The organism is Vibrio sp. V12_P9A6T4 (assembly GCF_963874835.1).
In the GTDB taxonomy this organism is placed as follows: Bacteria; Pseudomonadota; Gammaproteobacteria; order Enterobacterales; family Vibrionaceae; genus Vibrio; species Vibrio anguillarum.
Genome location: NZ_CAWNJO010000088.1, coordinates 1 through 12,755, shown reverse-complemented (window position 1 = coordinate 12,755; position 12,755 = coordinate 1). Strand labels below are relative to the sequence as shown.

10 protein-coding genes and 2 pseudogenes are annotated in these 12,755 nt (G+C 42.0%); 8 read left to right on the top strand and 4 right to left on the bottom strand.

All coding sequences use genetic code 11. From position 1 onward, the window contains the following. Positions 1-613: 613 nt before the first annotated feature. From AACQ42_RS14260 to AACQ42_RS14250, 3 genes are all read left to right on the top strand, one after another. Positions 614-799, top strand: a complete 186-nt coding sequence (locus tag AACQ42_RS14260; protein ID WP_094166205.1) for a hypothetical protein — start codon at positions 614-616, stop codon at positions 797-799. Positions 800-840: 41 nt separating this feature from the next. Then, positions 841-1,671: a hypothetical protein gene (locus AACQ42_RS14255; RefSeq protein WP_094166204.1), complete on the top strand. Its 831-nt coding sequence runs from the start codon at positions 841-843 to the stop codon at positions 1,669-1,671. Positions 1,672-1,738: 67 nt separating this feature from the next. Beyond that, positions 1,739-2,916, top strand: a protein-coding gene (locus AACQ42_RS14250; RefSeq protein WP_094166203.1) for an IS3-like element ISVch4 family transposase whose coding sequence is annotated in 2 segments (ribosomal slippage) — positions 1,739-1,997 and positions 1,997-2,916 — 1,179 coding nt in all. Because the reading frame shifts where the segments join, the coding sequence is not laid out codon by codon here. A 13-nt stretch (positions 2,917-2,929) separates the two neighbouring features. Here the strand turns inward: AACQ42_RS14250 and AACQ42_RS14245 are convergent. Then, a pseudogene (locus AACQ42_RS14245) lies at positions 2,930-3,544 on the bottom strand (IS110 family transposase); the annotation flags it as partial. 765 nt (positions 3,545-4,309) lie between these two features. Further along, positions 4,310-5,053: pseudogene (locus AACQ42_RS14235) on the bottom strand (DDE-type integrase/transposase/recombinase); the annotation flags it as partial. A 194-nt stretch (positions 5,054-5,247) separates the two neighbouring features. Here AACQ42_RS14235 and AACQ42_RS14230 point away from each other — a divergent pair. Continuing rightward, complete coding sequence (locus AACQ42_RS14230) at positions 5,248-6,135, top strand: LysR family transcriptional regulator (RefSeq protein WP_069212146.1); 888 nt, start codon at positions 5,248-5,250, stop codon at positions 6,133-6,135. Between the two features lie 43 nt (positions 6,136-6,178). Here the strand turns inward: AACQ42_RS14230 and AACQ42_RS14225 are convergent, their stop codons facing one another. Further along, positions 6,179-8,869 carry a bifunctional acetate--CoA ligase family protein/GNAT family N-acetyltransferase gene (locus AACQ42_RS14225; protein ID WP_094151565.1) on the bottom strand — a complete coding sequence of 897 codons (2,691 nt, stop codon included), beginning with the start codon at positions 8,867-8,869 and terminating at the stop codon, positions 6,179-6,181. Between the two features lie 219 nt (positions 8,870-9,088). Here AACQ42_RS14225 and AACQ42_RS14220 point away from each other — a divergent pair, with 219 nt between their 5' ends. Next, the gene (locus AACQ42_RS14220) at positions 9,089-9,670 is read left to right on the top strand and encodes an SPOR domain-containing protein (RefSeq protein ID WP_013867790.1); all 582 of its coding nucleotides are present in this window, start codon (positions 9,089-9,091) and stop codon (positions 9,668-9,670) included. Positions 9,671-9,841: 171 nt separating this feature from the next. Beyond that, positions 9,842-10,846 carry a D-alanine--D-alanine ligase gene (locus AACQ42_RS14215; protein WP_094166202.1) on the top strand — a complete coding sequence of 335 codons (1,005 nt, stop codon included), beginning with the start codon at positions 9,842-9,844 and terminating at the stop codon, positions 10,844-10,846. Here the strand turns inward: AACQ42_RS14215 and AACQ42_RS14210 are convergent. Next, positions 10,830-11,789 (bottom strand): tyrosine-type recombinase/integrase, encoded by a 960-nt coding sequence (locus tag AACQ42_RS14210; protein ID WP_094151561.1) that lies wholly within the window; start codon positions 11,787-11,789, stop codon positions 10,830-10,832. The genes AACQ42_RS14215 and AACQ42_RS14210 overlap by 17 nt on opposite strands. 102 nt (positions 11,790-11,891) lie before the next feature. Here AACQ42_RS14210 and AACQ42_RS14205 point away from each other — a divergent pair, with 102 nt between their 5' ends. Together AACQ42_RS14205 and yciH are read left to right on the top strand one after the other, a co-directional pair. After that, entirely contained in the window at positions 11,892-12,263 is a 372-nt protein-coding gene (locus tag AACQ42_RS14205) for a DUF3319 domain-containing protein (protein WP_013867787.1), read from the top strand. Positions 12,264-12,270: 7 nt separating this feature from the next. Further along, positions 12,271-12,582 (top strand): stress response translation initiation inhibitor YciH, encoded by a 312-nt coding sequence (yciH, locus tag AACQ42_RS14200; RefSeq protein ID WP_019282715.1) that lies wholly within the window; start codon positions 12,271-12,273, stop codon positions 12,580-12,582. Positions 12,583-12,755 lie beyond the last annotated feature (173 nt).

Here is a 12,755-nt window from a genome sequence, read left to right as displayed (position 1 = left end):
GATTAATAGCCTAACAAACGGCTCAAGAGGGATTGCCAACGCGTGGCGACTTTAGTACAAAATTGGAGTTTAGTGTTTACAGTGTGTTTTTTGAGTTCGGTGGTGCGTTGTCAACCCCTTAGCCGGGCGTTAGCTGAGGTTAAGAAAAATCATAAAATTCCGTGTTCATTTTTTCTTGGTCTGAGGCTCTAGCTTTACACCTGAAAGTCAGCACTTTTCCATGTATCTCGCCAGTGGCACTGTTCGTGAAGTGCTTGAACTAACCGAAGTCTGTTTACGGGAAGTGGTGTGTTTGTTTATTTCTTTGGTGTGGCTTCTTTGATTTTGAAGCTCTTTCACGCCTAAATGGGTTTTGCGCAATTGGTCGTTGGCTTCTTTGAAAGGATTCTTTGTAAATTTAAGCTCTAGAAACTCATCAAGTTTTGCTGTTATTTCTTCTTTGCCAAGTGCGTTTCGTGGATTGGGTTTTAGTTTCTCAGTTGTCCGTTTTACTTTGTCGCTTGAAAATAATAATGTGTTTTAAATTAGGCCGTTGGGTAGTCAATCTCCGGCTAAAGTGCAGCAGCTAACAAGCGGCTCAAGAGGGGTTATAACCCTAAAAAGAGGAGAACCCTTGAGTAGATACATTTTTAATGATCAAGCCTTAGGGCAGTATGATTTTGGGTTCCAACAAATTCAGATCAACAACGATTACACAGGAAAAACGGCTGCAGACATTGAGAAAATCATCAAAGTAGTAAATTTGGTAAATTTGAGTGATACAGAGCTTGAAATATATAAAACCTATAAGCATTGCTAGACAGTACCTCAACTTTGTGGGGGATGGAATACACTTGTAGGATGTATAACTGGTTTAGTGAACAATCAGAAAAGTACTTAAAAGTAATCTCATTAAATGATGCTGAGATTCAGATGCATTCACATTTGCTGGAGGTGCCTTCTAAGTCGCGTCGCTTTCTAAAATTGAAGTATTCCTTAGAACATGACGAAAATTGTGGCGTATTTGTGCACATGCATTACTTAGACGAGTATGGCGATATTCTTCAATCAACACCAATCACCATGCTATCCCTTTTGGAGAGACATGCATATGCACAAGAACAATTACTATCATGCGAGTTACATGATAAAGAAGCCGATATAGTTTCATCAGGTTTGCTAGCTTCAAAAGTTAGTGAGGATATTAGCTCGCTCAGTGGTAGTGAATACTCATGTTTCCTAGCCTTAATAAATCAGTTTTTCCCAGAATTAAAATTACGCCAGAAGCTTTTAATCATGATTCTGATTTCTAGGTTTTCGCTAAATGCTCCAATATTTTTCATTGGTGCATTTCCTGAGTATATTTTAAGACATGTATTTCATGGGGCGCCGCAAGAGTTAGTTAGTGCATTAAGTATGGAAATGTCTAGAGGAATGCACCGCAGTTCGCTTTGCCTGGTTTTACTGCTGTGTTTAGCTATGCACTCAGAAACGACTAGAAAAATCGATGACTCAACTAGCCTAAAGGATATGGAAGATGTACTTTTATCAGTATATCAAAAACAAGACCAACCTTTAGGTGATGTCAAAACTACGTTACAAGCCCAATATAATCTCGAATTTGAACTTTTGTTGAAACGATTAGAGGAAAAAGGTGCGTATTTAGCAAATAGCCTTGCTACACAGTTGTAGTGGCATAGTGAATTTGGTCACTTAGTTAGAGGTGATATCATCACCTCATAAGTTAACAGGTGACATTATGACAAAACGTACAAGACGACTATTTAGCGCAGAATTTAAGTTAGAAGCAGCGCAGCTAGTCTTAGACCAAAATTACTCAGTGACGGAAGCAGCCCAAGCCATGAATGTGGGCAAGTCCACGATGGATAAATGGGTTCGCCAGCTTAGAGAAGAACGCCAAGGGAAAACACCGAAAGCTTCACCTATGACCCCTGAGCAAATAGAAATTAGGGAATTGAAAAAGAAGCTGGCTCGCCTTGAAGAGCATAATGAAATACTAAAAAAAGCCACGGCTCTCTTGATGTCGGACTCACTGAACAATTCTTGATAATCAAGAAACTCAAGCAGAGCCACAGCGTAAAAATATTATGCGAAATCTTCAATGTTCATCGAAGTAGTTATAACTATTGGCTTAAGCGCCCAGCGTTAATTAATGCGGAAACAATAAAACTGCGCAGCTTGATTAGCGAGGCTCACGCCGCAAGCAATGGCTCTGCGGGAGCGAGAACCATTGCAGATATAGTCATAAATCAGGGTGTAAAGCTGAGCCGATACCGAGCAACAAAGCTAATGAGAACTCTTGGTTTAGTGAGCTGCCAAGAACCAAAGCATCGTTACAGAAAGGCTTCACAAGAACATATTGACGTTCCAAATCACTTAAGTCGTCAATTTGCTGTTACGGCTCCAAATGAAGTCTGGGCTGGCGATGTTACGTATATTTGGACGGGTAATCGGTGGATGTATTTAGCGGTCGTTATCGATCTTTTTGCCCGCAAAGTGATTGGTTGGTCGATGTCTTTATCACCGGATTCTAGGCTAACAGGCAAAGCTCTTTCGATGGCCTATGAGTCTCGTGGTAAGCCTAAAGGTGTTATGTTCCATAGCGATCAAGGCAGTCATTATACTAGCCGTAAATACCGTCAATTGCTGTGGCGCTTTCAAATAAAACAGAGTTTATCTCGCCGAGGAAACTGTTGGGATAATGCGCCGATAGAGCGCTTCTTTAGAAGTTTGAAGACGGAATGGGTGCCAACTGTGGGTTATCATAGCTTCGCTGAGGCTCAACAAGAGATCACCCGCTACATTATCGGATATTACTGCCAACTCAGGCCACATCAGTATAACGGTGGTCTAACTCCCAATGAATCAGAACGATTATATTGGGAAAACTCTAAAACCGTGGCCAATTTTAGTTGACCACTACACTTGTTATTGGTGCGACGCCAATGAGAGAAGAAGTTTGTTTGTTCGTGATATAGCCCAACTCGGGCACATTACTAATTAAGGAGGCCGCAAGGACTTTGCCAACGCCCGGCATGCTTTGGAGAAGAGTATTCTTGGCTTGATACTCAGGACAGCTATCAATCAGTTTCGCTATCTTTGCTTCTACTTTTTCAATCTGATTTTTCAGAGCGGTAAGAATGGGGGTGATAGTCGATGAGATGTTCTTTGGTAATATTTGTAGTCGGTTTTTTTCCATGGTTTGCATGGTGAGTAGTTGGTTGCGCCTAGTGACTAAGTCACTCATAAGGCGTATATTTTCGCTTTTTATCTTGGTCAGTTCGGGCTGAACCCGTTCGGCATAATGTGCGATGAGAGCCGCATCTAAACGGTCGTTCTTAGCTCGTTGGCCAATAGCACCGGCAAATCGTTTAATGCGCAGTGGATTGGCAATAACATAAGGTAATTTTGCTTTATCACAGGCGAGTATAAAGGGCATTTCTAATCGACCCGTTGCTTCGATAACGACGCGTTGAGGTTTGTGTTTCTTAATGGTTTTTATGGCATGGCTGATGCCTTTTTCGGTGTTCGGGACGGTGAAGTAGAAGCCATCGTTCAATCGAACTGCCAGATAGAAGAACTTTAGTTGTAGCTAAAGTCTGGGTCTCACCTTACCCGATTGCGTTAGTTATTATCCATACAAACGGCTCAAGAGGCATTGCCAACGCGTGGCGGCTTTAGTGTGTTTACAGTAGTTTTTTGAGTTCGGCGGTACGTTGTTAAACACCGCTGTAGCTTCAAGTAGGAAGAGAATATAACAATCTAGAGTTACGGATGTGATGAAAATTACCATTTTTCTTTATTCACGCTCTTTTTGAACTGAGTCGCTAAAAACGTTAGCAATACGTTAAAAGCTGTCTATATTTTTCCAGTCTGCTAGAATCGCGTTGTTTATATTTTAGCCTTTAATTTTACACACTTATCGAGGTTTTGTATGGAGCTTGGATTAATCATCGTTTTTATCGTGGCTGCAGCGGTCATGGTTAAGAAAGAGATGTCAGAAAATAAGAAATAGACTCACTCATTGATAACTTTTCTACCCCTTTTTAAATGAATGTGTCTCAAAGCCAGTATTAAACTGGCTTTATTGTATCGAGAAAACCCCCAGCTAGGCTGGGGGTTCCGTAAAGCTTACAGCTATAAGTCAGTTATATAACCCCTTTCAATTTGATAAAAACGTCTTGTGGTCTGGCAACTGCAAGAGTTAATTAAGAATTGAAAGGGGGTCCCAATGGGGGGACGAAAAGAGCCTAGCGCACACGCGATGGAATTGTAAATATCATATAGTTTTTGCACCTAAGTACCGAAGTGTCTGGTCAGATAATTCTGTAACCTTTCCTATCGGTGTTAGTCCTTTTAAAGAGCGGTGTGGCCGTTCCCAGTTGTAGTAGGTTTGCTACTCAGCCAGTATGCATCCAGTTCTTCCAGCCCAATGTCTAAATCAATAGTCGGATAGAACTCGCTTTTATCCGTTTTCTGGGAGCGCTCTACTTTGCCATTTAAATGAGGGGATGCAGGCTTATTGGGACGGAACTTGATGCCATAAATCATAAGTTGTTTCTGGACTTTCTCCGCAAAGAATTCACGCCCTCTGTCCGTCTGAATACGTTGAATAGGAAACGGCATCTCATCTACTACACACTCGATAAAGTTAACTGTATTTGCCGCTGTACGCCGAGAATAGCACCTCAAAACCCGATAGCGAGAACAGTCATCAATGGCGTGTACTGATAAATTCCAGGAGCTATTTTACAGGTATCCATTTGGACTCGATCGCCAGGAATTGGGCGTTCGTATCTTTGGAAGTCCTTTTTACAATGGGCTTCACAGAAGCTTCTGATAATACTTTATGGATAGTTGCTGTGCTTAGGTGTACTTGGTGAAGTCGGATTAGTTCTGTTTGTATGCGCCGCGCCCCTAAATTGCGGTTCACACGCATCTCAAGGATCAATGCACCTAATACATCAGTAATCTTGGCATTTGGAGAAGAATGAGGGCGCTTGCTTTGGCTTTCCAGACCAGCTATTCCATCCTGCTTATGCCGCTTTACCCACAGTAATCTTTGTTGAATTTCTCACCCAGTATAGTTGAAAGGATGTCTATAAATCACACACCTTTTCTACGATTTTTGGTTCCAAACCAGTCCCCCTCATCTATTTTCCATCCCGTCAGAGATACCACAACGATGATAAATAAGGCATACTCGTTATTGCATACTCACTGCAATTTCACCAAAGGATGTCCATTTTGCAAAGTCCAATTACCTTAGAAGCGCTTCATATTTTAGATGCGATTGATAGACGAGGCAGCTTTGCTGCGGCGGCAAATGAGCTAAGCCGTGCACCATCATCGCTGAGTTATCAGATCCAAAAATTGGAACAAGATTTAGATATCACTATTTTTGACCGTTCAGGGCATAAAGCGACGTTTACTGAAGCCGGCTTGCTCATTCTTGAGCGGGGTAGAGCCATTTTATCGGCGACAGAAAAATTGGTGAATGACGCAACCTTGTTAGCGAATGGTTGGGAACTGGATTTGACGGTCGCATTTGACGGTATTATCCCTATTCATAATTTTTTCCCAATGGTTGAAGCGTTAGGTAATGTCAGTAAAACACGAATCCGTCTTCAAGAAGAAATTTTAGCGGGGTGTTGGGAGTCACTTTCAACCGATCGAGCCGATTTGCTGATTTGCCCACGTATCGATACGTTACCACAAGATGTAAAAGCAGAAACCATAGGAACTATGTCAATGGTTTGGGTAGCGGCCAGCTCGCATTACGTGCACAAACGAAGCGGTGCATTTGATGAAGAAGCAAGGCAAAAGTATCGAGTGATTGCGATTGCCGATACCGCGCGTGACCAGCCTGCAATGAGCGTGAATATTTTGCAAAAACAACCGCGTCTGACGGTAACTAATTTCAGCGCAAAATGTGCCGCGTTAGTGGAAGGGCTAGGTATTGGCACATTACCGAAACAGATAGCAGAACCGTTGATCGCCGCAGGTAAACTGAAAGCAATTAGCGGATCTGAAGAAAAATCGATGCAGATCATTATGGCATGGCGGCGTAATAAAATGGGCGAAGCAAAGTCGTGGTGTGTGCAATACCTCAAGAAAAACTGGGTGCTAAGTTAAAATTTTGGGCGGATCGCAGTGATCAAATCTGATCGCTACGGCTTTATTCTGGTTTATTTAAGATCAAAACCATATCTGCCGTCCCATCTTCGAAATGCACTTCAATCTCAAAACCTAATTTTTGCGCTAGCGTCAACATGCCTCGGTTGGTTGGCATGGTCATGCCGGAAATTTGTAAGGTTCCTTTCAAGCGACAATAGTCGATGATTTTTTGCAGCAAGATTTTACCCAAACCTTTTCCTTTTAAATCAGAACGGATCAAGATGGCGAACTCAGCATCGCTATTCTCAGGGTTAATGAGTGCCCGTGAAACGCCAATAATACTCTCTTGATCATTAGTATGATCCACTGCGACAAAAGCCATCTCTCGGTCATAGTCAATTTGAGTAAAATTGGCTAAGGCTTCATGGTTAAACTCGCCGACATCCGAAAAAAAGCGTTTGTACAAATCTTCTTTTGATACGTTACGGATAAACTCTGCATGATGCGGCTCATCTTCGGGCAAGATTGGGCGTAAGGTAATGGCCGAGTTGTCCTTTAGGATCACATTTTCTTCAAACTCACTTGGATAGGGGCGGATAGCTAATCTACTTTGTCCGTCGCCTTGGTAATCTTTTAGGACTAAGTTGGCATCCAATATGGTGAATTGATTGCCATTGGCTAAAACCGGGTGAATATCTAATTCATCTATTTGTGGACATTCAATAATCATCTGCGAGATACGAACTAAAAACTCAGATAACCCATCAATATTCATTGGCTCTGGTAGTTTTTGCAGCCGAATTTTCCCGCTGCGTATTGCTCTGACAATCAGATAACGAGCGAGCGTCATATTCAGTGGGGGGAGTGCGGCGGCGGCATCGATTGATTCATCCCATTCTGAACCACCTTGTCCCAGTAAAATGACCGGGCCAAAGGTTGTATCAGTAATCACTTTGATCCTGAGCTCTTCGCCGCCAGCGAGCTTTGCCATTGCCTGAACCAATAACCCATGAATATTAGCGGAAGGATACGAGATCTGCGTGCGATCCAATATCGCTTGCGCTGCGCTTGCCACTTCGTGGCGGTTGCGTAGATTGAGCATCACGCCTTGCACATCTGATTTATGCGTAATATCGGGCGAACGCAATTTCACCACGACTGGGTAACCAATTTGCTCGGCAATATGTACCGCTTCACTGGCATCAGAAGCTATCCAAGTTGGTAATACGTTAAAATTAAAACATTTAAATAGCTTGCCTATTTGGTGTGTATCAAGGTGGCGGGTAGGGTGTATATCCAGTTGCTCCGCTATCCATTGCTGCGCGCTGTGTATTTCTGATACATGGACGGGTTCTGCGGTTGTCGGCGTTTCCATTAGTTGTTTTTGATTTCGACGGTACTCGACTAAGTGCATGAATGCCACAACTGCACTTTCTGGCGTTCGATAGGTTGGGATGCCCGCTTGGGTAAATATTTGTCTAGCCGGGCGCGCGGTAAGTTCTCCTGACCAATTGGTTAGGATGTTAAAACGTTTATGGCGAGGGTGTGCTTTAATGGCGTCGACCACCGCTTGAGCGGTTTGTTCAGACTGCGCAATCGCAGATGGGCTGTGCATAATGAGAATGGCATCGGTTTTATCACTATCTAGCAGCACATTTAGTGTATTAACGTAGCGAGTATGATCCGCATCACCCACCATATCGACCGGATTACTGTGAGACCAACTTTTAGGCAGGCACTGATTTAGTTTTTGATAAGTAGACTCTTCAAGATCGGCAAGCTTTCCGCCTCGATCTAACAAGGTATCGACGGCCATAATAGCTGGCCCGCCACCATTGGTAATAATAGCAAGACGTTCACCTCGTAATGGAACGGAGTGAGTGAGTGTTTCAACAGCGGCAAAGAGTTCATGGGTATTATTCACCCGTAACATACCCGTGCGTTGAATTGCGGAGTCATAAATAATGTCGAGTGTATTGTCTCCACCAGTATGTGCTTGCGCCGCTTTACGTCCAGCAAGCGTTCTTCCTCCTTTTAATACTAAGATTCGCCGGTTACGTGACGCGGCACGCGCTGCCGACATAAAACGGCGAGCATCCTTAATCGTATCAACATAAAGCAAAATGGCTTGGGTGTGTCTATCCGTGCTCAGGCAATCAAGCAAGTCAGAGAAATCGATGTCGCTGGCATTACCAAGAGAAATAAATGCTGAAAATCCGATCTCTTTGTCATTTGCCCAATCTAAAATCGTGGTACAAACCGCTGCAGATTGTGAAATAAAGGCAATGTTACCTTTTAAGGCTGTGACAGGAGAAAACGAAGCGTTGAAATTTAACCAAGGTAGGATCAGCCCTAAGCTATTGGGGCCCAAAATGCGCATTCCTGCCGATTTTGCAATGCTAGAACATTGGGCTTGGATTTCGACTCCTTGAGCATCTTCAGTATACATATCAGATGAAAGTACGATGACGGAGCTGATGCCTTTATCTGCCAATTGCTTAAATAAGGTGACGTTGCGTGTTGCGTGCGTGCATAAAATCGCAATATCAGGGACGATAGGCAGAGATTCGATACTTTTGTAGGCCAATACGCCACAGACGGATGGATAATAAGGCGTGACAGGCATAATCGCACCATCGAAGCCTCCTTGAAGTAGGTTCTTCATCACAATATTGCCAGCACGAAGCGAGCGTACTGATGCACCAACAACCGCGATCGATTTTGGTTTCAGGAATGGATTTAAATTGTTCATGTTGATGAACCTTTCACTCACGAATTACCGTTAGCTTAGCGAACAAATGCTATCCTTGTTCACTATATTGGTTTGATTGTGATCATTACGTCGTGAGACAACTGCGACTTTGTGCCATAAATCACAGTACAAAGGTATATAATCACAAAGCGAGCTTGATTCTGAGCGTCGCTATCGGCATGATTTATAGTAATTTCTACTTAAGGCGTTGAACAATTCATGAAAAAAATCACAATTGTCGGTTTATCAGTGCTTCTGGCTGCCTGTGCATCTGATACATACATTACCGATGTCACCTCTGAAAGCCATCGTGAAGAGTACAAAGTTGCTCCGGTTCAGCAACCAGTAGTCGCTCAAGAAGGCATGGCTACTGGAATTTCTGAGAGCAATGTCGAAACGAATGTGGTGAAGATGTCTCCTAACGATACAGAGAAAAAAGTCGTTAAGATGAGCCCTCAAAGCAAAGCCGCAGTAGCGCTCATTCCACCGACAGCTAAACAGACGGCAATGAATCCGCGTTTTGGCTACACCATTCAGGTCGTTGCTGTTGGATCACAGAATAAAGTTGATCAGTTTGCCAGTAAACTGCCCAATTCTGACGGCCAACCTATTTGGGAAAATTATAAAGTAGTGAATGGAACCAAGTGGTACACCGTACTTTATGGTGACTACGCAACTCGTGCCGATGCTGTTGAAGCAATTAAAACACTGCCAACCGAGTTTCAAGCAATGAAACCTTTTGCCAAAAGTATTGATACCATCAAAAATTCGGAATTTCCGACACTCAATAAGTTGAACTGATTCTGGATTTTATCGCGAATAAATGATCAAAGGGGCTTATGCCCCTTTATTGCTTATAACTTAGCCTGTTACAACAGTAAAAAGGTTTTCCTTGGCTAAAACCGTGTAACTTCACACTGAATTGATTATCATGCTTTATAGTTTATTCGTCAGCAGCATGGACAGATTTTAATGACTCAAACAACAATCCTATTATTATGTGGTGGCGGTTCGTCAGAACATGAAGTTTCACTTGTGTCAGCCAACTATTTACAAGCACAACTTGAAAAAACAGAAGGTTTTCAAGTTATTCGCGTCGAAATGCGACCCGATGGTTGGTACAGTGAAAAGGGCGATCTGAGCTTCTTAGACACGAATGCTGCAACGTTGAATACCAATGGTGTTGCCGTCAATATCGATTTTGTGGTTCCTTGCATTCATGGTTATCCAGGGGAAACGGGCGACATTCAATCGATGCTCGAGCTGGCTGGCATCCCATATTTAGGTTGTGGTCCAGAAGCCAGTGCTAACAGCTTTAATAAAATTACATCTAAGCTTTGGTACGATGCGCTGGATATTCCTAATACACCTTATCTTTTTCTTTCAGAAAATAATGCACAAGCGCATCAGCAGTGTAATCAGGCTCTGGAAAAATGGGGAAGTGTGTTTATTAAAGCGGCGAGACAAGGCTCATCTGTTGGTTGTTACAAAGTCACCGAGGCTTCCCAGCTCAATAGCGCAATCGATGCGGCTTTTAGCTACTCGGAACAAGTTCTGGTTGAAAAAGCAGTGAAACCTAGGGAATTAGAAGTTGCCGCTTATCAGCTTGATGGTGTTTTATATCTTTCTAAGCCGGGTGAGATCATCGCACCAGAAGACGCATTTTATACTTATGAAGAAAAATACAGTGCGACTAGCCATTCGATGACTGAAGTACAAGCTCAGAATTTAACCAGAGATCAATTAGAAATGATAAGTGATTGTGCTGCTAGGGTTTTTACCCACATGAAGCTTAGGCACCTTGCACGTATTGATTTCTTTTTAACCCCAGAGGGAAACATTTATCTTAATGAAGTTAACACCTTCCCAGGCATGACTCCCATTTCAATGTTTCCTAAAATGTTAGAGCATAATGGGCATAGGTTTCATGAATTTCTAGCCAATTGCGTGACAACGTCACTTAATCAAAAGGTTTAATGACCTTAAATTTCATCTGTTCACTTTCTGCAATGTCGAGCTTACCAATGTATTGAGCTGGCATTGCAGGGCTTAACCATCGTCCAAATTGCTGAATATCTTGAGTTTTATAACCTTGTTTCGCCAGTTCTTGAGCCGCACCAACACGGGTTGATTGGCCTGAAAACCTCAATTCAAATATGCCTAAACGTTGCCCTGCATGACGTAAGATACGGAAAATAGATGCATCATTTAAAGATCTATTTGAAATATTGCCATGGCGATCGATTGAACAAAACACAATTTTCGACTCTTTATTGAGTAATTGTAGCCACTTTTTAAGTGCAAGAGAGGCCGATTCAGAAAGATAATAATCGACATTTCCCACGATGATCTTCGTTTGCCCATCCACAGTTAAGACTTGTCCTGTACTTAGTTTTTTAAGCTCACTTCGTTTCAAAGCACACTCAAACATCACATAATAGATTGCAAGATCGCGGATATCCTTTTTGTGAGGTGAATGAATAAGTTGTATATCTAGTGCTAATAAATGTTTTTTCGTTAACGGTGTCGCTTGCTTAGCATCATCACCTTTCTCTCCTTTAAGACGAAACAAAGAAAGTTGAGTGCGTCGGTTTTGCGTGGGGTCTTTCATCGAAAGTAGGTGATGGATGATACCAATGGTGACTATGTAACGCCTGATAGTCGCGTATTTTCTCACTCGAGCTTCCGTTTCGATAAATTGCCTAACAGCTGTTGTTGAGCCAGGAAGAGGAGTAACACATCTTATTTTGCAAAATGTAACAAAATGATTCCAATCTTTAGTCATGGCCAAAGCGGAGTTCTTCGAATATTGCCAATGTGTCAAATGTTGAAATTGTTCAAAGCAAACTGTGTCGGAAAATTCAGTAACCTTTTGTTTTAAAATCATAGGATCTGTGATGAGAGGGATGTTTTTTTTCATCTTGATGCACTATAACAATATGGTTTATCGATAAATATACTTGATAACGGTGAAGATACAATTATTATTTAACTAACCTATAATTAAAAAGACCAATAACATATGGCTATAGCGACGTATCGAGGATTTACCCTTACATCTGCGCCTAACTCTACAGATATATGGCAAGTTAAGATCAAAAACCATGTTTTGACTGGTAACCTTGCGGCAGTTAAAAAAAGCATAGACTGGTGGTGTGATACTGCCTCTATCATTGATCCTAGAGAGTTCAGTGCGGTAGGTAAGAAGAGAGAGGCTCCAAATGGTAAACAAGAGCAATTTGGCGGCTTTACACTGAAGAATGATACAGGTGAGCTCAATGGGTGGTATTGCTTTTTCAATGGTCGCTTAATCAAAGGTTCAAAAGTGGCTATTCAAAAACATATCGAAGCTTATTTGCTTGCAAAACAGAAAGCAGAACAATTAAAGAAGTAAATGATTTATGACACTTGTATATTCTACGGATTTAGGCCGTATCAAAGCTGAGCCTGAAATTATAGAACGCCCTAAAGGAGATGGAGTGGTTAGAATCCATCGTCAAACAAAAGGGCGAAAAGGGAAAGGCGTGAGTATCGTGACCGGCTTGGATTTAGATGATACGGCACTAAAGCTATTCGCGGCAGAACTCAAGAAAAGTTGTGGGTGTGGTGGCTCAGTAAAAGATGGTGAAATAGAGATCCAGGGAGATGCTCGAGACAAAATTAAAGCTTATTTAGAAAAGAAAGGTTTCAGAGTTAAACTAGCCGGAAATTAACGTATTAATAACTAGAATGAAATCTTCGATTATCAGACTAGTTATTAGGTATTTTATGGTAAATACTGATTATATTTAATGGCTACATCCCTAGAAAGCGCATAAAGGCATGGCGCTTTCATTTTGTCATTATTTATTAAACATAAGATATATAATTATTCGAGATGAACGCA

Excerpts from the sequence above, each read along its gene's own strand:
- AACQ42_RS14210 (WP_094151561.1), bottom strand. The coding sequence starts at position 11,789 with ATGAAAAAAAACATCCCTCTCATCACAGATCCTATGATTTTAAAACAA.
- AACQ42_RS14215 (WP_094166202.1), top strand. The coding sequence starts at position 9,842 with ATGACTCAAACAACAATCCTATTATTATGTGGTGGCGGTTCGTCAGAA.
- yciH (WP_019282715.1), top strand. The coding sequence starts at position 12,271 with ATGACACTTGTATATTCTACGGATTTAGGCCGTATCAAAGCTGAGCCT.
- AACQ42_RS14225 (WP_094151565.1), bottom strand. The coding sequence starts at position 8,869 with ATGAACAATTTAAATCCATTCCTGAAACCAAAATCGATCGCGGTTGTT.
- AACQ42_RS14205 (WP_013867787.1), top strand. The coding sequence starts at position 11,892 with ATGGCTATAGCGACGTATCGAGGATTTACCCTTACATCTGCGCCTAAC.
- AACQ42_RS14220 (WP_013867790.1), top strand. The coding sequence starts at position 9,089 with ATGAAAAAAATCACAATTGTCGGTTTATCAGTGCTTCTGGCTGCCTGT.
- AACQ42_RS14255 (WP_094166204.1), top strand. The coding sequence starts at position 841 with ATGTATAACTGGTTTAGTGAACAATCAGAAAAGTACTTAAAAGTAATC.